The 24,214-nt window shown below is 64.9% G+C and carries 24 protein-coding genes; 13 read left to right on the forward strand and 11 right to left on the reverse strand.

The genetic code is table 11. The annotated features are described in order from the left end of the window. The first annotated feature begins 14 nt into the window (after positions 1–14). The 5 genes from uvrC (at position 15) to secA (ending at position 7,397) form a co-directional block, all read left to right on the forward strand. Positions 15–1,937 carry an excinuclease ABC subunit UvrC gene (uvrC, locus tag M2334_RS07670; RefSeq protein WP_264606051.1) on the forward strand — a complete coding sequence of 641 codons (1,923 nt, stop codon included), beginning with the start codon at positions 15–17 and terminating at the stop codon, positions 1,935–1,937. 97 nt (positions 1,938–2,034) lie between these two features. Continuing rightward, positions 2,035–2,436, forward strand: a complete 402-nt coding sequence (gene secG, locus M2334_RS07675; RefSeq protein ID WP_181561429.1) for a preprotein translocase subunit SecG — start codon at positions 2,035–2,037, stop codon at positions 2,434–2,436. Between the two features lie 79 nt (positions 2,437–2,515). Then, positions 2,516–4,150 carry a CTP synthase gene (locus tag M2334_RS07680; RefSeq protein ID WP_264573014.1) on the forward strand — a complete coding sequence of 545 codons (1,635 nt, stop codon included), beginning with the start codon at positions 2,516–2,518 and terminating at the stop codon, positions 4,148–4,150. Positions 4,151–4,272: 122 nt separating this feature from the next. Continuing rightward, entirely contained in the window at positions 4,273–4,536 is a 264-nt protein-coding gene (locus M2334_RS07685) for a hypothetical protein (protein ID WP_264605149.1), read from the forward strand. A gap of 125 nt (positions 4,537–4,661) precedes the next feature. Then, positions 4,662–7,397 carry a preprotein translocase subunit SecA gene (secA, locus tag M2334_RS07690; RefSeq protein WP_264594373.1) on the forward strand — a complete coding sequence of 912 codons (2,736 nt, stop codon included), beginning with the start codon at positions 4,662–4,664 and terminating at the stop codon, positions 7,395–7,397. A gap of 62 nt (positions 7,398–7,459) precedes the next feature. On the opposite strand, the gene M2334_RS07695 is transcribed toward secA, so the two are convergent. From M2334_RS07695 to M2334_RS07730, 8 genes are all read right to left on the reverse strand, one after another. Beyond that, entirely contained in the window at positions 7,460–8,719 is a 1,260-nt protein-coding gene (locus tag M2334_RS07695; protein WP_264606052.1) for an MFS transporter, read from the reverse strand. 141 nt (positions 8,720–8,860) lie between these two features. After that, entirely contained in the window at positions 8,861–9,664 is an 804-nt protein-coding gene (locus tag M2334_RS07700) for a TrmH family RNA methyltransferase (protein WP_264605150.1), read from the reverse strand. 21 nt (positions 9,665–9,685) lie between these two features. Then, positions 9,686–9,964: an HPr family phosphocarrier protein gene (locus M2334_RS07705; protein ID WP_264605151.1), complete on the reverse strand. Its 279-nt coding sequence runs from the start codon at positions 9,962–9,964 to the stop codon at positions 9,686–9,688. Continuing rightward, positions 9,961–10,365 carry a PTS sugar transporter subunit IIA gene (locus tag M2334_RS07710; protein WP_181559869.1) on the reverse strand — a complete coding sequence of 135 codons (405 nt, stop codon included), beginning with the start codon at positions 10,363–10,365 and terminating at the stop codon, positions 9,961–9,963. The genes M2334_RS07705 and M2334_RS07710 overlap by 4 nt, the downstream gene beginning before the upstream one ends. Beyond that, positions 10,362–11,357: an RNase adapter RapZ gene (gene rapZ / locus M2334_RS07715; protein WP_264585201.1), complete on the reverse strand. Its 996-nt coding sequence runs from the start codon at positions 11,355–11,357 to the stop codon at positions 10,362–10,364. Before rapZ ends, M2334_RS07710 begins: the two co-directional genes overlap by 4 nt. 2 nt (positions 11,358–11,359) lie before the next feature. Then, positions 11,360–11,806 carry an HPr kinase/phosphorylase gene (locus M2334_RS07720; RefSeq protein WP_264573009.1) on the reverse strand — a complete coding sequence of 149 codons (447 nt, stop codon included), beginning with the start codon at positions 11,804–11,806 and terminating at the stop codon, positions 11,360–11,362. Continuing rightward, the gene (locus M2334_RS07725; RefSeq protein ID WP_264605152.1) at positions 11,803–13,425 is read right to left on the reverse strand and encodes a sensor histidine kinase; all 1,623 of its coding nucleotides are present in this window, start codon (positions 13,423–13,425) and stop codon (positions 11,803–11,805) included. The genes M2334_RS07720 and M2334_RS07725 overlap by 4 nt, the downstream gene beginning before the upstream one ends. Next, positions 13,394–14,101: a response regulator transcription factor gene (locus M2334_RS07730; protein ID WP_264573007.1), complete on the reverse strand. Its 708-nt coding sequence runs from the start codon at positions 14,099–14,101 to the stop codon at positions 13,394–13,396. The genes M2334_RS07725 and M2334_RS07730 overlap by 32 nt, the downstream gene beginning before the upstream one ends. A 269-nt stretch (positions 14,102–14,370) precedes the next feature. On the opposite strand from M2334_RS07730, the gene M2334_RS07735 reads away from it, so the two are divergent. The 3 genes from M2334_RS07735 to M2334_RS07745 all read left to right on the forward strand — a co-directional run bounded on the left by M2334_RS07735 (position 14,371) and on the right by M2334_RS07745 (position 17,710). Further along, positions 14,371–15,978: a phosphoenolpyruvate carboxykinase gene (locus M2334_RS07735; protein WP_264605153.1), complete on the forward strand. Its 1,608-nt coding sequence runs from the start codon at positions 14,371–14,373 to the stop codon at positions 15,976–15,978. Positions 15,979–16,127: 149 nt separating this feature from the next. Beyond that, entirely contained in the window at positions 16,128–16,619 is a 492-nt protein-coding gene (locus M2334_RS07740; RefSeq protein WP_264594378.1) for a hypothetical protein, read from the forward strand. A 59-nt stretch (positions 16,620–16,678) separates the two neighbouring features. Beyond that, on the forward strand, positions 16,679–17,710 hold the full coding sequence (locus M2334_RS07745; RefSeq protein ID WP_264605154.1) for a mechanosensitive ion channel family protein: 1,032 nt from the start codon (positions 16,679–16,681) through the stop codon (positions 17,708–17,710). 3 nt (positions 17,711–17,713) lie between these two features. On the opposite strand, the gene M2334_RS07750 is transcribed toward M2334_RS07745, so the two are convergent. From M2334_RS07750 to M2334_RS07760, 3 genes are read right to left on the reverse strand one after another with little or no spacing between them, the layout of a single operon-like run. Next, positions 17,714–18,037, reverse strand: coding sequence for a YnfA family protein (locus tag M2334_RS07750; protein ID WP_264594380.1), 324 nt, complete (start codon positions 18,035–18,037; stop codon positions 17,714–17,716). After that, a complete protein-coding gene (locus M2334_RS07755) occupies positions 18,034–18,531 on the reverse strand; it encodes an NfeD family protein (RefSeq protein WP_264606053.1) in 498 nt (165 codons plus the stop codon). The genes M2334_RS07750 and M2334_RS07755 overlap by 4 nt, the downstream gene beginning before the upstream one ends. Before the next feature lie 5 nt (positions 18,532–18,536). Beyond that, the gene (locus tag M2334_RS07760) at positions 18,537–19,511 is read right to left on the reverse strand and encodes an SPFH domain-containing protein (protein WP_264579048.1); all 975 of its coding nucleotides are present in this window, start codon (positions 19,509–19,511) and stop codon (positions 18,537–18,539) included. A gap of 92 nt (positions 19,512–19,603) precedes the next feature. On the opposite strand from M2334_RS07760, the gene M2334_RS07765 reads away from it, so the two are divergent. From M2334_RS07765 to M2334_RS07785, 5 genes are all read left to right on the forward strand, one after another. Further along, complete coding sequence (locus tag M2334_RS07765; protein WP_413716111.1) at positions 19,604–20,452, forward strand: HpcH/HpaI aldolase/citrate lyase family protein; 849 nt, start codon at positions 19,604–19,606, stop codon at positions 20,450–20,452. A 54-nt stretch (positions 20,453–20,506) separates the two neighbouring features. Beyond that, positions 20,507–20,848: a hypothetical protein gene (locus tag M2334_RS07770; protein WP_264605155.1), complete on the forward strand. Its 342-nt coding sequence runs from the start codon at positions 20,507–20,509 to the stop codon at positions 20,846–20,848. A gap of 120 nt (positions 20,849–20,968) precedes the next feature. Next, complete coding sequence (gene guaB / locus M2334_RS07775; RefSeq protein WP_264594382.1) at positions 20,969–22,426, forward strand: IMP dehydrogenase; 1,458 nt, start codon at positions 20,969–20,971, stop codon at positions 22,424–22,426. Positions 22,427–22,456: 30 nt separating this feature from the next. After that, entirely contained in the window at positions 22,457–23,650 is a 1,194-nt protein-coding gene (locus M2334_RS07780) for an RsmB/NOP family class I SAM-dependent RNA methyltransferase (RefSeq protein ID WP_264605156.1), read from the forward strand. Between the two features lie 50 nt (positions 23,651–23,700). Continuing rightward, entirely contained in the window at positions 23,701–24,210 is a 510-nt protein-coding gene (locus tag M2334_RS07785; protein WP_181559856.1) for a tetratricopeptide repeat protein, read from the forward strand. Positions 24,211–24,214: the final 4 nt, after the last annotated feature.

A 24,214-nucleotide genomic window follows, 5' to 3' on the forward strand; every position in this document is an offset into this window, starting at 1 on the left:
CCTAAATGGCGCGGATGACCGAGCGGCCATCGTCCCCCAATCGCTTCAACGAAGAAAAGGCGACCTCCACAATCCGTGGCAGTGAATTGCCGGACGTGGACGCTGGCGTCGCGGCGATTCGCGAAACGCTCAAGACCTTGGGCACGCGACCGGGCGTGTATCGGATGCAGGATGCGCGCGGCGACGTGCTGTATGTCGGCAAGGCGCGGGCGCTCAAGAATCGCGTGTCCAACTATACGCAGGTCGATCGCCTGCCGCGTCGGCTTCAGCGCATGGTCTCGCAGACCCGCTCGATGACGATCGTCACCACCCAGAGCGAGGCCGAGGCGCTGCTGCTGGAAGCGCAGCTCATCAAGCGCTTTCGGCCACCCTACAATGTGCTGCTGCGCGATGACAAAAGCTTCCCGTTCATCCTGCTGCGCGAGGATCACGCCTTTCCGCGCGTCCAGCTCCACCGTGGTGCGCGGCGCTACAAGGGGCAATATTACGGGCCGTTCGCCGGGGCAGGGCAGGTGCGCAAGACGCTCAACGCGCTGCAGAAGCTGTTCTTGCTGCGCAGTTGCACGGACAGCTTCTTCGCCAATCGCTCGCGCCCATGCCTGCTCTACCAAATTCGCCGCTGCTCCGCGCCCTGCGTCGGGCGGATCAACGAGGCCGATTATGCGGCCCTGACGCAGGACGCGCAGGACTTTCTCGGCGGCAAGTCCACGGCGGTACAGGCGCGGCTCGGCGAGGCTATGAATGCGGCAGCGGAGTCGCTCGATTACGAGATGGCTGCCGTCTACCGGGATCGGCTCAAGGCGCTGACCTTCATCCAGGGCAGTCAGGCGATCCACGCCGAGGGGCTGGGCGATGCCGATATCTTCGCGCTCGCCAGCCGCAATGGCGGCATGTGCATCCAGGTTTTCTTCATTCGCGGCGGGCAGAATTGGGGGCATCGCAGCTTCTTCCCGGTCCACACCGCCGAGGTGGGCGAGGACGAAGTGCTGATGCAGTTCATGGCGCAATTCTATGAGGATGTGCCGCCGGCGCCGCTGGTGCTGTGCGACCGCGAGCCGTCCGAAACGCTGCTGCTGGCCGAGGCACTGAGCCAGAAGCTGGAGCGCAAGGTGCGCATCGAGGTGCCGCAGCGGGGCAGCCGTGTGAAGCTCATCAAGCAGGCCCAGCGCAATGCCGAGGAAGCGCTGGAGCGCCGTCAGGCCGAGAGCAGCGCGCAAGGCAAGATTCTCGCCGACATGGCTGAACTGTTAGGTCTGGAAGGCCCGCCCAATCGCATCGAGATTTACGATAACAGCCACATCCAGGGGACCAGTGCGCTCGGCGCGATGGTCGTCGCGGGGCCGGAGGGGTTCCGCAAGAGCGGCTATCGCAAGTTCAACATCAAGCGCCCCGAGACGGTCGCGGGCGACGATTATGGCATGATGCGCGAAGTGCTCGGCCGCCGCTTCGGCCGCGCCGCCGAGGAAGATCCCGATCGCGAATCCGGGGAATGGCCAGACCTGGTGCTGATCGATGGCGGGCGGGGCCAGCTCAACGCAGCCCGCAAGGCGCTGGAAGAGATGGGCATCGAGGATGTGCCGATGGTCGGCGTCGCCAAGGGGCCGCATCATGGCCGCGAGGGACGGGAGGTCTTCCATCTGCTGGACGGGCGGGACTTCCAACTGCCAGTCAATCACCCGGTGCTGTTCTACCTGCAGCGCCTGCGCGACGAGGCCCACCGTTTCGCCATCGGTGCGCACCGGCAGAAACGGGCCAAGGCCATCACCGTCAGTTCGCTGGACGAAGTGCCCGGCATTGGCCCGGCACGCAAGAAAGCGCTGCTCATGCATTTCGGCACGGCGCGCGCCGTGCGCAACGCCAGTCTGGATGACCTCCAGCGCGCGCCCGGCGTTTCATCGGCGGTCGCGCAGACAGTCTATGATTATTTCCATGGCTGAGCGGATTCATTGCGACCTGCCGCAAAGGTTGATGCCCGGCGCAATGCGCGCTAAGGGCGCTGCTTCAACACCCGTCGGGATGTCCTAACCGCTCATGCTGTTCACCTTTCTTCTTGTCGTCCAGGCGATCATCGCCTTCGCGCTCGTCACTGTCATTCTGATGCAGCGGTCCGAGGGTGGCGGCCTTGGCATGGGTGGCGGTGGCAGCCCGTCCGGTCTGATGTCGGCGCGGGGCGCGGCGGATTTCCTTAGCCGGGCGACCAAGATTCTCGCGACTTTGTTCGTGGGCATGAGCATCGTGCTGGCGGTGATTGCCGCTACGCAGCACCGGGCCGCGACGATCGATACCTCGCTGGTCGGCCAGTCCGGCACCAGCGACATGTCGGCGCCGATTGCGGATGGCGATGGCATTTCCGGCGCGGCCAACAGCGCGGCGGCACCGGCCGGTCCGGCCTCGGCGCCTGCCAATGGCGCGGCCGGCGCACCGCTCGCGCAGTAACGATCCACCAGTTTTTTTCACCGGTAGTGGATTCGTCCGCTTGCCCTTCCGTTCGAGTTCAGCGTAAGCCTCCTCTCCCATGGCGCGGTTCATATTCATCACCGGCGGCGTGGTCTCCTCGCTTGGAAAAGGCCTTATGGCTGCGTCGCTCGCGGCGCTCCTCCAAGCGCGTGGCTACAAGGTCCGCACCCGTAAGTTCGATCCTTACCTCAATGTCGATCCCGGCACGATGTCGCCTTATCAACATGGCGAAGTCTATGTGACGGACGACGGGGCGGAGACCGATCTCGATCTTGGCCATTATGAGCGCTTTACGGGCGTTGCGAGCCGGCAGGCCGACAACGTCACGCAAGGGCGCATCTACCAGACGATCATCCAGCGCGAGCGGCGCGGCGATTATCTGGGAGCCACCGTGCAGGTGATCCCGCACGTGACGGACGAGATCAAGCGCTTCGCTCTGGCCGAGACGGACGATGTCGATTTCGTGCTGTGCGAGATCGGAGGCACGGTGGGCGACATCGAGAGCCTGCCGTTCATGGAGGCCATCCGCCAGCTCCGCAATGAGCTGGGCCACGGCCAGACCGTGCTCGTCCATGTGACGCTGGTGCCCTATATTGCGGCGGCCGGCGAGCTGAAGACCAAGCCGACCCAGCACAGCGTGCGCGAGCTGACCTCGCTCGGCATTCAGCCCGACATTCTGCTCTGCCGCACCGAGCATCCGCTGCCGGACAGCGAGCGGGCGAAGATCGCCTTGTTCTGTAATGTGCGCACGGAAGCCGTGATTCCCGCGCTCGATGCCAGCAGCATCTATGCCGTGCCGGTGCAGTATCACCGCGAAGGGCTGGACCGCGCCGTGCTGAGCGCCTTCGGCATCGAAGGCTCGCGCGAGCCGGACCTGACCCGCTGGTTCGACATTATGGACCGGCAGGTCCACCCCGAAGGGGAAGTGACCATCGGTGTCGTCGGCAAATATGTCGGCTTGCCGGATGCCTACAAGTCGCTGCACGAGGCGCTCGTGCATGGCGGGCTGGCCAATCGCGTGAAGGTGAAGGTCCAGTGGCTCGATGCCGAGCTGTTCGAGGCCGAAGACAGCGACATCGCGGCCCAGCTCGAGCCGATGCATGGCATTCTTGTGCCTGGCGGCTTTGGCGTGCGCGGTTCGGAAGGAAAGATTGCCTCCGTGCGGTTCGCGCGGGAGCGGGGCGTGCCCTTCTTCGGCATCTGCCTCGGAATGCAGATGGCCTGCATCGAGGGTGCGCGGAACACCGCCGGGATCGAGCGCGCCTCGACCACCGAGTTCGGCGAGACCAGCGAGCCGGTCGTGGGCCTCATCACGGAGTGGATGAGCGCCGAGGGGCTGCAAACCCGCAATGTCGATACCGACCTTGGCGGCACCATGCGCCTGGGTGCCTATCCGGCCAAGCTGAGCGGCAACAGCGTCGTTTCCAGCATCTACGGTGCCGAGGATATCAGCGAGCGCCATCGTCATCGCTATGAGGTGAACGCAGCCTATCGCCAACCGCTCGAACAGGGCGGCCTCATCTTCTCGGGCATGTCGCCGGATGGCACGCTGCCGGAGATTGTCGAGCGGCCGGATCACCCATGGTTCATCGGCGTGCAGTTCCACCCGGAGCTCAAGTCCAAGCCGTTCGATCCGCACCCGCTGTTCGCCAGCTTCATTGCGGCGGCGCTCAAGCAGAGCCGGCTCGTCTGATCCTGCACCAGCCATGGACGGCCCGTTTCCGGATCGTTCATGGTGAAGGGCGTAGACGAACCGCTTGCCGCATCCTATGTGGGGTGCGTCTTACCGGCCGGGGTGCCTGCGACTTGCAATTGATGATCCTTCTGTCTGCGCTTCTTGCGTCGCTCTCCGGCCTGATGGTCGGCGAGAGCCGCGTGGCGCCTGCGCAGGTGGAACTCAGTGCAGAATCGCAGCAGGCTCCCTCCAGTGAGCAGGCGATTGCAGTCGCACGGGTCTTGTCCAGCGCTGACACGGGGGCCGAGGCCGTCCTTGTCCGGGCCGATCAGGCTATGGTGCTGGCGCTGCCGGCCCGCAGTGGCCGCACCCACCTTTCCCTGAAGCAGAGCTGGCTGATCTAAGCCCGCCGCAGGCCGCCCTGTGTCGGTCTGCCATTTTGCTGTTCGCGCGCTGGCTCCCGGCGCGTTCGCTTGCCGGTGTGTGAACCGGCGCCCGACCTTTCCGTTTTCAGACAGGAATTTCCGATATGCTCGGCGGCGTTGCCAAATTCTTCTTCGGCTCTTCAAATGAGCGTTACGTCAAGTCTCTCAGCAAGACGGTCAATCAGATTGCCGCGTTCGAGCCGACGATGGTTGCCATGAGCGATGATGAGCTCAAGGCGCAGACGGCCAAGTTCCGCAGCCAGCTCGCCGACGGCGCGACGCTCGATCAGATCCTGCCCGAGGCGTTCGCGACGGTGCGCGAGGGCGCGAAGCGCGCGCTCGGCCAGCGGCATTATGACGTGCAGATGGTCGGCGGCATTGTGCTCCACCGCGGCGAGATTGCCGAGATGCGCACCGGTGAAGGCAAGACGCTGGTCGCCACGCTCGCCACCTATCTCAACGCGCTGCCCGGCAAGGGCGTCCATGTCGTCACCGTCAACGACTATCTCGCCCGGCGCGACTGCGAGTGGATGAGCCAGCTCTATAATTTCCTGGGGCTGACCACGGGCGTGATCGTGCCCAACCTCTCCGAGCCGGAGCGTCGCGCGGCTTATGACGCGGACATTACCTACGCCACGAACAACGAGCTTGGCTTCGATTATCTGCGCGACAACATGAAGTATGAGCGTGACCAGATGGTCCAGCGCCCGTTCAATTACGCGATCGTCGACGAGGTGGACTCAATCCTGATCGACGAGGCGCGCACGCCGCTGATCATTTCCGGCCCGACGGACGACAAGTCCGAGATGTACATGTCCGTCAACGCGCTGGTGAAGAACCTCGCGGATGAGGATTACGAAAAGGACGAGAAGCAGCGCTCCATCGTGCTGACCGAGGACGGCACCGAGAAGGTGGAGCGGATGCTGGAGGACGCAGGGCTGCTTCAGGGCGCCAATCTCTACGATTTCGAGAACACACAGGTCGTCCACCATGTGAACCAGGCTCTGCGCGCCAACTTCATGTTCCGGCGCGACATCGATTATATCGTGAAGGACGGCAAGGTCGTCATCATCGATGAGTTCACCGGCCGAATGATGGACGGGCGCCGCTGGTCCGACGGTCTGCACCAGGCCGTGGAAGCCAAGGAAGGCGTGAATATCGAGCCGGAGAACCAGACGCTCGCCTCGATCACCTTCCAGAATTATTTCCGCATGTATCCCAAGCTCTCGGGCATGACCGGTACGGCGGCGACCGAGGCGGCGGAATTCTACGACATCTACAAGATGAACGTGGTGACCATCCCGACCAACCTGCCGGTGCAGCGTCAGGACGATCAGGACCTGTTCTACAAGAGCCTTGAGGACAAGTTCAAAGGTATCGCCCGGACGATTGGCGAACATGCCGCCAAGGGTCAGCCGGTGCTGGTCGGCACCGTCTCCATCGAGAAGTCCGAACTGCTCTCCAGCTTCCTCAAGGAGGAGGGCGTGAAGCACTCGGTGTTGAACGCGCGCTTCCACGAGCAGGAAGCCGGGATCGTGGCGCAGGCCGGGCGGCTCGGCGCGGTCACCATCGCGACGAACATGGCCGGCCGCGGCACCGACATCAAGCTGGGCGGCAACCTGGAATTCCGGGTTGAGGATGAGCTCAAGGACATGCCGGAAGGCCCGGAGCGCGATGCCGCAATTGCGCGGATCGAAGAGGAAATCGAGGCAGAGCGTCAGCAAGTGCTCGCCGCCGGCGGTCTGTTCGTGCTCGGCACGGAGCGGCATGAGAGCCGCCGTATCGACAACCAGCTGCGTGGCCGCTCGGGCCGTCAGGGCGATCCGGGCCTGTCCCGCTTCTACCTCAGCCTCGATGACGATCTGCTGCGCATCTTCGGCCCGGACACGCTGTTCGCGCGCATGATGCGCTCCAGCCTTGAGGATGGCGAGGCGCTTCCGCCGTCCAAGTGGATGAGCAAGGCGATCGAGACCGCGCAGAAGAAGGTCGAGCAGCGCAACTACGAAATCCGCAAGCAGGTCGTCGAGTATGACGACGTGATGAACGACCAGCGCAAGGTGATCTACGAGCAGCGCAGCGAGATCATGGATGCCGAGACGGTCGGCGACGTCGTCACCGAGATGCGCCATGAGACGATCAACGACATCGTCGGCGCCGCCTGTCCTCCGGGCACCTACCCCGAGCAGTGGAACATTCCGCAGCTCAAGGAGCGCCTCGAGGCGGTGATGAGCCTGACGCCGGACATCGATGGTTGGCTGACCGAGGACGTGGTCGATCCCGAGCTGTTCGTCGAGCGCCTCACCGCGCTGTCTGATGCGGCGCTGGCCGAGAAGGTCAACGATCTCAAGCCCGAGACCTGGGCGCAGATCGAGAAGAGCATTTTGCTGCAGAATCTCGACCATCACTGGAAAGAGCATCTGGCGACGCTCGATGCCCTCCGTCAGGTCGTCCACCTGCGCGCTTATGCGCAGAAGACGCCGATCAACGAGTATAAGCAGGAGGCGTTCGCGCTCTTCGAGCGGATGCTCGAGAACATCCGCGAGGATGTCAGCCGCACGGTGAGTCATGTGCAGTTCCAGATGCAGGACCCGGCACCGCCGCCGCTGCCTGAGCTGCCGGACTTCCTCACCAGCCATATCGACCCGTTCACGGGCGAGGATAACAGCGCGGACATCGATGCAGGCACGCGCGGGTTCATCACCACGACCATTCCGCGCGCCGCGACGGCTGCGGCGGTGGGCGAGGGCAATCCCTATGCGGGTGAGGAAATCAGCCGCAACGCGCCTTGCCCCTGTGGCTCGGGCGAAAAGTACAAGCATTGTCACGGCGCACTCGCCTGACAAGGATCCTGATAACGATCTGATGGCCGGGCGGAAGCCCGGTCACCTCCGCCCGGCGGCCTTCAGCCGGGCTGCGAGTCGCTGGGCGCCAGCCACACCAGCCCGATGAGGCTGATCACCGCCGCGCCAGAGAGGTAGAGGCCAACGGCGCCCACGCCATGCGTGCTCACCAGATATTGCGCGGCAATGGGTGCCATAGCCCCGCCGATGATTCCGCCCACGTTAAATGCGAATGATGAGCCGGAATAGCGCACGCGCGGCGGGAAGAGAGCGGTCAACCATTCGCCGAGCGGGCCGTAGGTAAAGCCCATCAGCAGGAGCGACATGGCGAGGATGAGGAACAGCGCCAGCGGATTGGCGGCATCGAACCCGGCGCCGAAGACGATGCCGAGCGGCACCGTCGCGGCGCATCCGGCGATCAGCACGCGGCTTGCCGAGCGCATGTCCGACCACCAGCCGGCCACGATGATCCCCAGCGCCAGCATCAGGATGGCCGCAAGCTGGATGGTCAGCACCTCGCTGCGCGCCATACCGATGTTCACCGTGGCATAGCCCAGCGCGAAGGCTGTCGAGACGTAGAACAGCGCGAAGCAACAGACGACGGCGAGCGTGCCGGCCATGGTCGCGCGCACATGGCGGGTGAGCAGTTCCGCCAACGGAATGGCTGCCGGCGGCTCGGCCTCCAGCGCCGCCTTGAACTCGGGCGTCTCGCCCATCTTCAAGCGCACCCACAGGCCGATGATGACCAGCAGCGCGCTGGCAAGGAAGGGAAGGCGCCAGCCCCACGCCATGAATTGCGCATCGCTGAGCCAAAGGCCGAGCAGCAAGAACAGGCCATTCGCGGCGACAAAGCCCAGCGGTGCGCCAAGCTGGGGCATCATGCCGAAGCGCGCGCGCCAGCCCGGCGGGGCATTCTCCACCGCCAGCAGCGCAGCACCACCCCATTCGCCGCCCAGGCCGAAGCCCTGGCCAAAGCGCAGGATGCAGAGCAGCAGCGGCGCGACCCAGCCGATCATCGCATAAGTCGGCAGGAAGGCGATGAGGAAGGTCGAGCCGCCCATAAGCATGAGCGAGGCGACGAGCGTCGATTTGCGGCCGATCCGGTCGCCATAATGGCCGAACACGGCGGCGCCGAGCGGGCGCGCCAGAAAGGCGAGGGCGAAGCTGGCATAAGCCGCCATCAGCTGCGCTGTCGGCGACGTGGCGGGGAAGAAGAGCGGACCGAAGACGAGGCTCGCCGCCGTCGCATAGATATAGAAATCGTAGAACTCGACCGTGGTGCCGGCCAGACTCGCGACGAGCACGCGACGGTGCTTCACCATAGCAGACAGGCCGCTGGGCGCCGGCGTTCCGGCGGTTGCTGCGTCGTTCAAAGTTGGCCCCCCTCACATATGACGGCGATGCCCTAGCTCAATTCCGGGCAGCAGCGCTAGATGGCGCGGATGGGGGTGACAGAAGAGAGATCAGCGCCGGCGCTGTTGGTTCAGCACTTCATAGGCCATCACGGCCCCGGCGACGGACGCATTGAGGCTGTCCGCACGGCCCATCATCGGGATTTTGACCAGCAGGTCGCACGCGGCCTCATAATCGGCGGGCAGGCCTCGCGCCTCATTGCCGATCACCAGAAAGGTCGGGGCCTCGTAACGCGGCGCCTGATAATCATGCTCGGTGTTGAGGCTGGTGCCGACAAGCTGGCCCGGCCCCGTGCGGAGCCAAGTGAGGAAGTCAGCCCAACTCGCCTGCGCGATGGATTGGGTGAAGAGGGCGCCCATCGACGCGCGTACCGTCTCGACGGAGAAGGGATCGACACAGTCATCCACAAGGATCACGCCGCCCGCGCCGACCGCATCGCCAATGCGCAGCAGCGTCCCCAGATTGCCGGGATCGCGCATGGCCTGTGCGACGAACCAGATCGGCGCCGCGCTGCGATCAAGGGCGGGGAGGGGTGTCAGCCGGTCGGGATAGACGCCGACGAGCGTCTGCGCATTGTCCTTGCCGGAGATCTTGCCGAGAATATCCGCGCTGGTGAGGATGACATCGCCGCCCTGCGACTCGACCGCCGCGACTAGTTCATCGGCCAGTGGATGCGGGCGTGCGTCGCTCGCCATGAACAGCATCTCGGGCAGGATGCCGCGCTCGCGCGCTTCGGTGAGGATGCGCAGGCCCTCGGCCAGAAACAGGCCTTCGCGCTTGCGCAGCTTCTTTTCCCGCAAGCCGCGCACGCGCTTGACGAGCGGGTTGGAAAAGCCGGTGATTTCGCGGGGCATGGTCAGCAGGGCCGCACAGGATCAGTCTTCGCCGAAGCGATTTTCGACCAGCTCGATGACGGCCGCCAGCGCCGCCGGGGCATCGTCACCGCTCACGGAGACGGTGATATCATCGCCCATGGCCGCGCCCAGCATCATCAGGCCCATGATCGATGTGCCGACCACTTCCTGCCCGTCCTTGCGCACCATGATGGTCGCCGGCAGACTGCTCGCGAGGGTGACGAACTTGGCGCTGGCCCGCGCGTGCAGGCCACGCCGGTTGGCGATGCGCACGGTCGCGATGGCCGTCTCGCCGCTCAAGTGGCGTCTCCCAGCAGTTCCGAGGCGACGCTGATATATTTGCGGCCCGCTTCCCGCGCGGCGGCGACCGCCTGCGTGACGCTCATGTTGCGCCGGGCGCTTTCGAGACGGATCAGCATCGGCAGATTGACGCCGGCAATCACCTCCACCCGTCCCGCGTCGAGCAGGGAAATGGCGAGGTTGGAAGGCGTGCCGCCGAACAGGTCGGTCAGCAGGATCACGCCCGATCCATCATCGACGCGCTGCACGGCGGCGGCGATGTCGGCGCGCCGCACCTCCATATCGTCATCGGGGCCGATGCAGACGGTTTCTATGGCCTGTTGCGGCCCTACGACATGTTCCATGGCGACGCGAAATTCCGTCGCGAGCCCGCCATGGGTTACGAGCACGAGTCCAATCATGGTGAGTGTGCGCCCCGCCCTTCGATTTCCGTTGGTACGATTTCTTTTTTGCCCTGGCGCCGGTTCTCATAGGCGTCCAACTGGACTGAATCCAGATTGCGGTGCGCAATGGTGGGCGAAAAGCCCGCCCGGCGCAAGCGTTCTGCGATCTCTTCCGTCACGCACACCGAGCGGTGGCGACCGCCGGTGCAGCCAAAGGCGATGGTGACATAGGCTTTCCCCTCCTCGCTATAGCGCGGGAGAATGGTGACCAGCAGCTTCTCGATTTGGCCGACGGCCGCCTCGAACAGCGTGTCGGCCATCACATAATCGCGGACATCGGGATCGAGGCCGGTCAGCGGGCGCAGCGTCTCATCCCAATAGGGATTGCGCAGGAACCGCATGTCGAACATCAGGTCGGCATTGCGCGGAACGCCGCGCGCAAAGCCGAAGGACAGCAAGGTCAGGGTCGATTCGAAACTGCCCGCAAAGCGCTGGCGGATCGCCTGCTGCAGGCCGTTGCTGGTGAGGTCCGAGCTATCGACGACATGCTCGGCCGCGCGGCGCAGCGGTTCCAGCAGCTCGCGCTCCCGGGCAATCCCGTCCGCCGCCGGGCGATCAAGGGCGAGAGGGTGGCGCCGCCGCGTCTCGGCATAACGCTGCTCAAGCACTGTGCCCGAACAATCGAGGAACAGCATCTCGACCTCATAGCCGGTGCGCTCGCGCAGGGCAGCAATTGCAGAGAGGATCGTATCCGCCGCAAAGCCGCGCGTGCGGCTGTCGATGCCGATGGCGACCGGGCGGCCCGCCTGTTGCTCATGACCAGCCGGCAGCGGCGCAGCCAGCAACCGGTCGAGCAGCACCAGCGGCAGATTGTCGACCGTCTCCCAGCCGGCATCCTCTAGCGTGCGCAGGCTGGTCGATTTGCCCGCGCCCGAAAGGCCGGTGACCACCAGGATGCGCTTGGCGCCGGGAGCATGGGAGACAGGTGACAGGGCAGGGGGCTGGTCCATGCCTACCCCTTCGCCTGCCCATCGAGACGAAGCAATGCCCATTCGGCCTTGATCGGGGCGGAAGGCTCCAGGCCGGCCAGCACGACCAGCGGCAGTTCGACACCCAGAAGGGAGAATGTGGAGCCGATGTCAGGCATGCGCACGGGCGCTTCATCCAGTCTGATCGCAAGACACGCAATCACGCCACCGACATGGGGCGTTTCGACAATGCCAAGGTGGCGAATTTCCAGCTTGCCCGCAATGGTTTCCGGCGCGTCAAGGATCAGCTTGCCGTCCCGCTTTGAGGCGCGGGTGTAATCGTCGCTGATCAGCATCGCGCCGCGATCGATGAGGCGCAGGGCAAGGTCTGACTTGCCGGACCCGCTTCCGCCGATCAGCAGCACGCCCTTGCCTCCGATGGCGACGCTGGTAGCGTGGATGGTTTGGCAATGGGCGGGATCGTCGCTCATGCGCCGCTGCGCGCCTTCGCGCTGTTCGGCGGCGGCACATCCTGCTCGGCTAGGGGCAGGGTCACGACAAATCGCGCACCGGCCTTGCCATCGAGACGCGCCTCGACATGGATGGAGCCGTGGTGGCCCTCCAGAATTGTGCGGGCGATGGCAAGGCCCAGGCCGCTGTGCTTGCCAAAGCCATCCCGCTCCGGGCGCACGCTGTGAAACCGCCGGAAGATCGCTTCCCGCTCGCTCTCCGGCACGCCGGGTCCCTCGTCTTCCACCGCCACGATAGCCTTGCCGTCTTCGGCTGACAGCGTCAGGCGAATCCGCCCGCCATCGGGTGAAAAGGAGCGGGCATTGTCGACGAGATTATCCACCACGCGGACCAGCTTCTGCGGGTCACCGGAGACGAATACGGCGCCACGTCCCGACCCTGCATAGCTCAGCCGAACGGCGGGACCATCCTCCCGCGGTGCATGGTTGCGCACCATCCGTCCGATCATCCGCCCGAGATCGATGGTCTCGAACGGCGTGCGCGAGAGCTGTGCGTCGATGCGGGTTGCCTCGGCAATGTCGCTGACCAGCCGGTCGAGCCGGCGCACGTCGTCCTGCGCGATGGCGAGCAACTTGGCCTGCAAGGCCGGGTCCTTGATCTGGGCCAGCCCCTCGAGCGCCGAGCGCAGCGACGCGATGGGGTTCTTGAGCTCATGGCTCACATCTGCCGCGAAGGCATCGGTCGCATCGATGCGCTGGCGCAATGCCTGGCTCATGTCGGAGACGGCGCGGGCCAGCATCCCGATTTCGTCGCGCCGATCCGGCAGGCGCGGCACGATCACTTCCCGCGCGCGCCCCAGGCGCACGCGCACCGCAGCGCGGGCGAGGCGACGGAGCGGGAGCACGATCGTCCGCGCAAGAAAGAGCGAGAGCAGCACGGACACCAGAATCGCCGCCGCAAAGACGAGGGCGATGCGCAGGCGCTCGGCACGGACGATATCCGTGATGTCCCGCGTGTTTGCGGTGGCGAGCAGTACATCGCCGCGCCCGGCTTCGTCGAGCGGGCGGGCGACGCTGAGGAAAGGTGTGCGGTCCGGCGCGAACCGATAGGCCGAAGCGGGCGCGCGGGTGCGGGCGGCCTCGCGGGCTTCCGGCCAGGCATCGCGGCGATCCTGCGCCGGCTCCTTCACATAGGCAGGACGGTCGGCGAGGGCGATGGTCTCGACAACGCGGTCCAAGACGCGCGCCAGCTTGATGTGGAGCGGATCGCGCATCGGATCACGCAGCGTGTAGCTGGGTGGGATGAGGCGAAAGCTGTCGGCCAATTTCGTGCCGTCCGCATCATAGATGCGCAGCCGCAAACCCGTGGTCTGCGCTGTGCGCAGCAGTAACCGGGCGCGATCGCTGGCCGGGGCAGTCTCCATCGCAGCGGCGATCAGCGCGGTTTCCCGGCTGATCGACACCAGCCGGCCGTCGATCAGCCGCGCCCGATAGCTATCGAGATAGAAGAAGCCGCCAGCCAGAATGGCAAGCGCGAAGATGTTGACCGCGAGGATCCGCCGGGTGAGCGAGATGCGCGTGGTCCATTCGCCGCTCGCCAGGCGCTCCTCATTCCTCGTTGAAGCGATATCCGGCGCCATAGAGCGTATCGATTGCGTTGAACTCGGGAGCAACTTCGCGGAATTTCCGGCGCAGGCGCTTGATGTGGCTGTCGATGGTGCGGTCGTCCACATAGATGTCGTCCTGATAGGCGGCATCCATCAGTTGATTACGGGTTTTCACAATGCCTGGCCGCTGGGCGAGCGCTTCGAGAATCAGGAACTCGGTGACGGTCAGCGCGACGTCCCGGCCATCCCATTGCACCCGGTGGCGGGCGGGGTCCATGCTCAGCCGGCCGCGTGCGATGGTTTCGGTCTCGCCTTCGCCGCCATTATCATCGCGCGGCTGGCTGAGTGCCGTGCGGCGGAGCAGCGCCCGCACCCGCGCAATCAGCAGCCGCTGCGAGAAGGGCTTGGCGATATAATCGTCCGCGCCCATCGCAAAGCCGAGCGCTTCGTCCAGCTCGTCGGTCTTGGAAGTCAGGAAGATGAAGGGCAGATCGCTCTTCTCCCGCAGCCGGCGGAGCAGCTCGATGCCGTCCAGATTGGGCATCTTGATGTCGCACACCACGATATCCGGCGGGTTCTCGATCAGCGCCTTGAGCGCAGCCTGCCCATCGGGATAGAGCCGCGTCATGAACCCTTCCGCGATCAGGGCGATGCTGAGCGAAGACAGGATGTTCCGATCGTCGTCGACCAGGGCGATGGTAGCGCTCATCGAGCTTTGCGCCGATCCTCTGACTATTGCTGGTCATTCGGCCTAGACGAACGCGGGACCGGGCGCAACCTGGGCCGGGCGGACGATAGGGAATCCGCTGTTTTGTCCCGCCACCGGACGAAAGCGACAGATGCGCGGCACTGCACAACGGGTGGCGTTTGACGCTGGGCCATCAAACCCTTATGCGCCGGGGACGGGGCTGAATTTGAAGTTTTCTCGCGGAGGACGGCCGTAGGAGCCCGCCCTGCGTTTTTGCTTAGGAGACAGGTGTGCAGGTTATCTCTTCCTTTGGTCTTGGCGACCAAGGCATATCGACGTCGGCTGACGTCAAATGGAATCTTCTGACCGCGCCGTTGGTGGAAGAAGCGGTTCGCAACGGCGAGGGCGTGCTGGCCAAGGATGGGCCGCTGGTTGTCGAGACCGGCAAGCACACCGGCCGCAGCGCGAAAGACAAGTTCATTGTGCGCGATGGTACGACCGAGGACACGGTCGCCTGGGGCGACGTGAACGTGCCGATGACGCCGGCGCAGTTCGCCACGCTCAAGGCGGATTTCTTCGCGGCACTGGGCGACAAGAAGCAGCTTTACGTCGCCGACCTGTTCGGCGGGTCGCAGCCCGAGCATCGCGTCAACGTGCGCGTGATCAACGAGTTTGCCTGGCACAATTTGTTCATCCGCACGCTGCTCGTGCGCCCCGAGCGCGATGAGCTGGCGGGCTTCAAGCCCGAATATACGATCATCGATCTGCCGACCTTCCGCGCGGACCCTGCCAAATATGGCTGCCGCAGCGAGACGATCATCGCGGTCAACTTTACCGAGAAGCTGATCCTGATCGGCGGCACGGCCTATGCCGGCGAGATGAAGAAGTCGGTCTTCTCCATCCTCAACTATCTGCTGCCGGCCAAGGGCATCATGCCGATGCACTGCTCGGCCAATATCGGGCCGAATGGCGACACGGCGGTCTTCTTCGGCCTGTCCGGCACCGGCAAGACGACGCTTAGCGCCGATGCCAGCCGCACGCTGATCGGTGACGACGAGCATGGCTGGTCGGATACCGCCGTCTTCAACTTCGAGGGTGGCTGCTACGCCAAGATGATCCGCCTCTCGGCCGAGGCCGAGCCGGAAATCTACGCGGTTACGAAGCGCTTCGGCACGGTGCTGGAAAATGTCGTGATCGATCCCGACACGCGCGAGATCGATCTGGACGATGCGACGCTGGCGGAGAACAGCCGCGGTTCCTACCCGATCGACTTCATCCCCAATGCCTCGGCCGACAATCTCGGCCCGGTGCCGAAGAACATCATCTTCCTCACCGCCGATGCCTATGGTGTGCTGCCGCCGATCGCGCGTCTCACGCCCGATCAGGCGATGTATCACTTCCTCTCGGGCTATACCGCGCGCGTCGCGGGTACGGAAATCGGCGTGACCGAGCCGCAGGCGACCTTCTCGACCTGCTTCGGCGCGCCGTTCATGCCGCGTCGCCCGAGCGTCTACGGCAATCTGCTCAAGGAGCGGATCGCCAAGGGCGGCGTGAAGTGCTGGCTGGTCAACACCGGCTGGACCGGCGGCAAGGCGACCGATCCGGGCATCAGCCGCATGCCGATCAAGGTTACGCGCGCGCTGCTCAACGCGGCGCTCGATGGCAGCCTGAACAACGCCGAATTCCGCATCGATCCCAATTTCGGGTTCGAGGTGCCGGTGGCCGTGGGTGATATCGACCCCAATATGCTCGATCCGCGCGCCGCGTGGAGCGACAAGGCGCGCTATGACGAGACGGCCGCCGAACTGGTCGGCAAGTTCGTGGCCAACTTCGCGCAGTTCGAGGCCGACGTGGACGCATCCGTCCGCGACGTGCTGAAGGCTCCCGTCGCGGCCTGAACCCGCGCCGACTGACACCTTTCGAGACTTATGAGCGGCGGCTGCCCATGCTAGGGTGGCCGCCGTTCTCATATCTGCGGGGGGTGCGCATGAGCAGATGGAATGGCCTGTCGGTCGCAAATGATGCCGCGCAAGCTTAGGGCGCCGTTGTGACGACGGATAACAATCATCGCTTGTTCAGCGATGCCGCCCCCATCCACGCAATTGGAGCGGGGCTGCTGGATTGCACCTTGCCGCGCGAGCGCTGGACGCATGAGGCCCACCTTGCCGCCTGCTTCTGGCTGATGGTCGAGCGACCGGATATCGATCTGGACCGGGAGATCGCGCCGACCATCCGCCGTTACAATGCCAGCGTGGGCGTGCCGAACGATGATCGCCACGGCTATCATGAAACGATCACGCGCGCGTTCCTCGGGGGAGTGCGGCTTTATCGGGCCGAGCATATAGGCGGTGATCTGCTCGATCAGGTCAATGGCCTGCTGACCTCAGCGCAAAGCGCGCGGGATTGGCCGCTCAATTTCTGGTCGCGTGAGCGCCTCTTCTCGGTCGAAGCGCGGCTGTCCTACAAGCCGCCGGACCTGGAAACGCCTGCGCTGGCAGCGTTGCTTCCCTATCTGCCGCGGGAACCGGATCGCGCCTGAGCAGTAAAAGGGACATGTTTCCCCACCATTGGACCCTGCCGCCATTATTGGAATCGCTGATGCTGGGCGTTCTCGCCGTTCTGGCGGCTCTGGCTCTGCACTGGCTCAGCGTGCGGGTGCTGCGCCGTCTGCTGACCCATGCGCATTCTGAAGGTGGCCTCGCCTTGCTCCGCCGGGCGCAATGGCCGTCGCGCTGGCTGCTGGTTGCCTTCGCGCTGGCGTTCCTCCGTCCGTCGCTAACGTTGGGAGAGCGCGGTCACCTGATCTGGAGCCAGGCGGCGGCGATGATCGTGCCGGGATTGATCGGCTGGCTGGCCGTTGCCCTCATTCGGGGCACGCAGGATGTGGTCGAGCAGCGGACGGATATCAGCGTGGCCGACAATCTCCGCGCCCGGCGAAAGCGAACGCGGACGGGCATTCTCGGCAGGATCGCCGTGGTGCTGGTGATCTTCATCACCCTGTGCCTCATGCTGTTCAGCATCCCCTCGGTGCGGGCGGTGGGTGTGACACTGATGGCCTCGGCCGGCCTTGCGGCACTGGCGGTCGGCGCGGCGGCGCAGCCCTTGCTCAAAAACGTAATCGCGGGCATCCAGCTTGCCTTCACCGAGCCGATCCGCATCGATGACGTTGTCATCATCGAAGGCGAATGGGGCAAGATCGAGGCGATCTACATGACCTATGTGGTCGTGGCGGTGTGGGATGAGCGACGGCTGGTCGTGCCCATCTCCCGCTTTCTCGAAGACAGTTTCCAGAACTGGACTCGTTCGACAAGTCAGTTGCTTGGCTCGGTTTTCTTCCATCTCGACCCAACGGCCGATATCGATCAGTTGCGTGCCCGCTATGAAGCGATCGTGGCTGCCTCGCCGCTCTGGGATGGGCGGGTGAAGGTGCTTCAGGTGACGGAGGTGCGCCCGGACGCCATCGAGGTGCGCGGCCTCGCCAGCGCGCGCAATGCGGGCGAGGCATTCGACCTGCGCTGTGAGATTCGTGAGAAGGTGCTGGCCTTCATCCGCGATGAGATGCCTCAGGCGCTGCCCCGCCACCGCGGCCTGCTGGCGCGGGATGTCACTGAACGGGCGCATGCCGGGTGATCGCTAGGCTGTGCGTGGCCCGAAGACGATGATCGCGGCGCCGCACAAACAGACTGCGCCGCCCAGCACATCCCAGCGATCCGGCCTGGTGCCCTCTGCAAGCCAGAGCCAGGCAAGCGCGCTGGCAATATAAACACCCCCATAAGCGGCGTAAGTCCGCCCCGCATAATCGGCTTCCACCAGCGTGAGAAGCCAGGCAAAAACCGCCAGTGAGGCAAGGCCCGGGAGCAGCCAGAGCGGTGATTTGTCGAGCCGCAACCATGCCCAAAATGCAAAGCAACCGGCGATCTCTGCCAGCGCCGCGCCGATAAAGGCGAAAGCAGTCATTCCGGCTCCGGCATGTCCTTGCCGTCACGGGCCAAGTCGGGCGGGGCGAGCGGAGTGGGCAGGGGTTCGACAATCAGCGCCGCGCCCTTGGTGCCCGTCACCCGCACATAGCTGCCTGCATCTGCATCCGGCCCGGTCGCCGTCCAGCTTCCGTCATCCACCTTCACCCGACCGACGCCATGATTAATCGGTTCGACCACCAGCAGTTCGCGGCCAACAAGGCGCGCGGCCCGGTCATTGAGCATCGGGTCTTGGGATGCGACCGGGCGGGCGAGATACCAGAGCCGTCCGCCGCTCACCGAAATGGCCGTGAAGATGGCAAAGGCGAGCAGCTGGAAGGCCGGGTTGATCGGCAGGACCAGACTGAGCCCGGCCGTGAGCGCCGCAGCCACGCCCAGCCAGATGAGAAACACGCCGGGCACGATGATCTCCGCCCCGGCGAGGATCACCGCGAACACACCCCAGAGGATGGAAGGATGCATGCCGTCCAGCATCGGCGTCACGGCGTCCGCGTGTGAGGCACGCCGGTGCCGGACACGGGCCGTGCAGGCTGCGTTGCTGCATGATCGCCCAGCGCTTCCTTGGCGAGCTGGCCGATGCCGCCGAGCGTGCCGATGAGCTGGGTAGCTTCCACCGGGAAGAGGATTGTCTTGGCGTTGCTGGAGGTCGCGAACTTCTCCACCGCCTCGACATATTTCTGCGCCACGAAATAGTTGATCGCCTGGGCATTGCCGCCCGCAATGGCCTCGCTCACCACTTGGGTCGCCCGCGCCTCGGCCTCCGCCTCGCGTTCGCGCGCCTCGGCGTCACGGAACGCTGCCTCACGCCGGCCCTCGGCTTCGAGGATCTGCGCCTGCTTGGCGCCTTCGGCCCGCAGGATCTCGGCGCTTTTGAACCCTTCGGCATCAAGGATATTGGCGCGCTTCTCACGCTCGGCCTTCATCTGCCGGGCCATCGCGTTGACGATATCCTGCGGTGGGCGGATGTCCTTGATCTCGACGCGGGTGATCTTGACGCCCCAGGCATTGGTGGCGTGGTCCACCACGCTCAACAGCCGGGCGTTGATTTCATCCCGCTTGGAGAGGGTCTCGTCCAGGTCCATCGACCCCATCACCGTGCGCAGATTGGTGGTCGAGAGTTGGAGCAGGGCCGTATTGAGGTGGCTCACCTCATAAGCAGCCTTGGCGGCATCCAGCACCTGGAAGAACACCACCGCATCCACGGCCACCATGGCATTATCGCGGGTGATGATTTCCTGAGACGGAACATCAATCACCTGCTCCATCATGTTGATCTTGCGGCCAACCCGGTAGAAGAAGGCGGGGTAGATGTTGAAACCGGGAGACGCGACTTCGGTAAACCGGCCGAACCGCTCAATGGTGTAGCGATGGCCCTGCCGGACGATCTTCACGCTGGCAAACAGATAGAAGATCACCAGAATGGCGATGAACATTGCGAACGTGACCAGATCCATGGTCGATAGCCTCCTGCGCTTGCGGTCGCTACTATGGCCCTTCAGAACATTGCCGGAAAGCGGAATCGGCAGGATAAGAGGATTGAAAAGGCATGCAGAAGCGTCGTCCGGTCGAAAGAATTGATTTGCCTTTGCGCCTCGTACGGACGCTGCTGTTCGTCCCGGCGTCGCGCCCGCGCGCGATTGAGAAAGCGCGCCAACTCGACTGTGACTTCATTATTCTCGACCTTGAGGATTCGGTGATCGCCGAAGACCGCGACGCGGCCCGGCAGCGCGCCGTGGAGGCTGTGCAGGCCGGGTTCGACGGGCGCCCCTGCGCCATCCGCATCAATGCCGAGGGGCGTCCCGAGCATGGGCTGGACATGGTCGCGGCCCGCAGTGCCGGGGTGCCCTATGTCATCGTGCCCAAGGTGATCGAGGCCCGGCAGGTCCACGACGTCAATCGTGTGACGCAGCGGCCGGTCATTGCGATGATCGAGAGCCCGGCGGGGATCATCAATGCCTTGTCCATCGCGCGCGAGCCGGGCGTCGCAGCCCTGATTGCCGGCACTAACGATCTGCGCCGGGGCCTGGCCGTGCCGCCTGATGCACCGCGCAGCGCGATTTCCTACTCGCTGCAGTCGATCGTGCTGGCGGCGCGCGCCGCCGGTGTCGCCGCGTTCGACGGCGTCTACAATAATCTGGAAGATCCGGCCGGTCTTGCCGCCGAGTGCGACGAGGGGCGGCAGATGGGGTTCGATGGCAAGACCATCATCCACCCCAGCCATATCGACATCGCCAATGATGCCTTCTCCCCCAGCGGCCCGGCGGTGGAACAGGCCCGCGCATTGGTTGAGGCCTTCACCGGTGGCGCCCAGCGCTATGATGGGCGCATGATCGAGGCGATGCACGTCGAGGAAGCCAAGGCGATTATCGATCGGGCCGAACATCTGCGCAGCTAGGCTTTGGATCGCGTCGTAACGGATCGCTAACCTGCTTTCTTTACGAATCGCTACATGGATATTCCCGCCGCTTATGTCGCCCTGACGGAGGGGAGCCTGCGCTTTCTCGCCATTTCGCACGAGCGCGCGCACCTGATCGGCGGCTTGCTGCTCTATGCTCTGGTCGCTGCCTGGCCGCTCACGCGCCGCCATCCGGCCTTGCCATTTGCTGTGGTGGCGCTGGCCGAGCTCATCAATGAGAGCCTGCAGGCCGCTTATTACCGGTCGCTACGCCTTGATGATACGCTGGCCGATCTGGTCTGGACGCTTGCAGTGTCAGCCCTCCTGCTCGCGTTGACGCAGATGATGGCCGGCGGTCGTGCGGGGCGCGGGGTGGTCCGTCCCGCCCTCGGATAGGCGCAAACCAGCCTTCGCGCCCTTCTCTTTGACGACCCCCTAGCCCTGCACGGGGGAAATGGTTACATGGGCCGCCACTGATTCCCCCAAGGGGTCTCTCCAGATCAGGTGGCGACATATATGGACATTCGGCTCGGCCTCACTTTCGACGACGTGCTTCTTCAGCCGGGCGAGTCCGATGTGCTGCCGAGTCAGGCCGATGTGTCCACGCGGGTCAGCCGCAATATTTCACTGAATATCCCCATTCTTTCCTCGGCCATGGACACCGTAACTGAGGAAGACATGGCCATCGTGATGGCGCAGCTTGGCGGCATCGGCGTCTTGCACCGCAATCTCTCCATCGAGGAGCAGTGCGCGGCGGTGCGCGCGGTCAAGCGGTTCGAGAGCGGTATGGTCGTCAACCCGATCACCATCGGCCCGGATCAGCCTTTGTCGGAGGCGCAGGCGCTGATGGCACGGCACAAGATCAGCGGCATTCCGGTTGTGGAGTCGACCGGCAAGCTGGTCGGCATCCTGACGAACCGCGACGTGCGCTTTGCCGAAAACCCGGCCCAGCCGGTGCGCGAGCTGATGACGCATGAGAATCTCGCGACCGTGCGTACGGGGGTCTCGCAGGACGAGGCCCGCCGCCTGCTGCATCAGCGCCGGATCGAGAAGCTGCTGGTGGTCGATGATGCGTTTCGCTGCGTCGGGCTCATTACCGTCAAGGATATCGAGAAGGCGGTCACCTATCCGCAGGCCACCAAGGATGCTTCCGGCCGCCTGCGCGTGGCTGCAGCAACGACGGTCGGCGACAAGGGCATTGAGCGCACCGAGGCGCTGATCGATGCGGAATGCGACCTGATCGTCGTCGATACTGCCCATGGCCACTCCAAGATGGTGGCCGAGAGCGTCGCGCGTATTCGCAAGCTCTCCAACGAGATTCAGCTCGTGGCCGGCAATGTCGCCACGGCAGAGGCCACGCGCGCGCTGATCGATGCCGGCGCTGACGGCGTGAAGGTCGGCATCGGCCCCGGTTCGATCTGCACCACGCGCGTGGTTGCCGGTGTCGGCGTTCCGCAGCTCACCGCAATCATGGATGCGGCGGAGGAAGCGCTCAAGAGCGGTATTCCGGTCATCGCCGATGGCGGCCTGCGCACCTCGGGGGACGTTGCCAAGGCGCTGGCTGCGGGCGGCGCTGCGGTGATGATCGGATCGATGCTGGCCGGCACGCAGGAAGCACCGGGCGAGACGTTCCTTTATCAGGGCCGGGCCTATAAGAGCTATCGCGGCATGGGATCCGTCGGTGCGATGGCGCGCGGCAGCGCGGATCGCTACTTCCAGCAGGACATCAAGGATCAGATGAAGCTGGTGCCGGAGGGGATCGAAGGCCAGGTGCCCTATAAGGGGCCGGCGCGCGATGTCATCCACCAGCTGGTTGGCGGTGTGAAGGCCGCCATGGGCTATACCGGCAGCAAGACGATCCGCGAACTGCAGGAGCGCGCCCGCTTCGTGCAGATCACCAATGCCGGCCTCTCCGAGAGCCATGTGCATGACGTGACGATCACGCGGGAAGCGCCGAATTATCCCACACGATAACGATATACGCCCTGCACCGGGGGCAGCGTTGTGACGCCTGCCGCGCGGATGCAGGCCGCGATCGACCTGCTCGATCTCATCATCGCCAGCGCGCGCGATGATGGCGCTGCTGCCGATACGCTGATTACCCGCTATTTCCGTGAGCGTCGCTACGCCGGATCGAAGGATCGCCGGGCGGTGCGCGATCTCGTCTATCGTGCGGTCCGGGCCTATGGCGATCCGCCGGCATCCGGCCGTGGGGCCATGGCGGGTCTGGCGCGCGAGGATGCGGCGCTCGCCGCGCTGTTCGATGGCTCGGCCCATGCGCCGGCGCCGTTGGGCGAGGCAGAGTCTGGCCCGGATGGCTCCCGCCTGCCGGGCTGGATCGCCGATAGGTTTTCCGCCCTGATCGATGAGGCCGAGCAGGCGGCCCTGCTCGACCGGGCGCCTCTCCACATTCGGCGCAACCCGTTGATCGCGAGCAATGCCGAGACGCTGGCCCGCTGGCCGGATGCCCGGCCGATCGAGGGCGCAACATATGGCTATGCGCTGCCAACCGGCACGGACGTGCCCGATGATGGCACCGCCGAGGTGCAGGATGCCGGGAGCCAGTTCATCGCGCAGGCTTGCCGCGCCGCGCCGGGCCTGACGGTGCTCGATCTGTGCGCAGGGGCAGGGGGTAAGACCCTCGCTTTGGCCGCAGACATGGTGAACGACGGCGGTCTTGCTGGGCGGCTGATCGCGGCCGATGCGGTGCGGGACCGCCTCGCCAGATTGACGCCGCGTGCGGACCGCGCCGGCTATGGCGGGCAGATCGAAACACTGCTGCTCGATTCCGGGCGGGAAGAGGCAGGCCTCAGGCCGCTCGCCGGGCAGTGCGACATCGTGCTGATCGATGCGCCCTGCAGTGGATCGGGCACCTGGCGGCGCAACCCCGAGGCGCGCTGGCGGCTCACACCCGCGCGGCTGGAGCGCGTGGTTGCGTTGCAGGCGCGACTGCTGCGGCTCGCGCTGCCGCTGGTGAAGCCGGGCGGGCGGCTCGTCTATGCGGTCTGCTCGTTGATCGACCGGGAAGGGCGCGATCAAATTCAGCAAATCGTCAGGACCGATCCCCTATGGCAGCCGGTACACTCTACCGGGTCGGAACAGGCGCCGGGTCGTTCATGGGGCGAGGGCACATTGCTCACGCCCGCACATGACGGAACCGACGGCTTTTTCTTCGCGGTGCTTGAAAAACCATGCTAGCGTCGTCGACCATGGCGTCTGTTGCGCAGGGCTCGATCTGGGAGACAATCATGCGGTTCACCCCCGCCTCCATTTTACTTGCGAGTGCGCTTGCCCTGTCGGCGAGCAGTGGATTTTCCCAGCAGAGCGCGACGCCCGCGCCCAGCCCGCGCGCAGTCGAGTGGATGGCGAAGGGCAAGGCGGCGGCAGATGCCGGCGATCTTACCAAGGCCCGCGATGCCTACGAAACTGCGCTGCTTCTGGCGCCCGATCAGCCCGGTATCTTCATGTCGCTGGCCAAGATCGCCCGCGCCCAGAAGCTCCCCGGCAAGGCGATCCGCTATTATGGTCGCGCGCTGGATCTGGAGCCCGGCAATCAGGCGGCCCTGCAAGGCGAAGGGCTCGCGATGCTGGACAAGGGCGCGGTGGAAAGCGCCCGCGAGACGCTCGCCAAGCTGCGCCTGCTCTGCAAGACGCAATGTGCCAGTGCGGATCAATTGGCCTCCGCGATCGCCACGACCAAGCCGCCGGTGACCACGGCTGAGGCGGTGACCAACGCACCGAAGGTCGAGCAGCAGTAAATTT

Source organism: Sphingobium sp. B11D3D (assembly GCF_025961755.1).
In the GTDB taxonomy this organism is placed as follows: Bacteria; Pseudomonadota; Alphaproteobacteria; order Sphingomonadales; family Sphingomonadaceae; genus Sphingobium.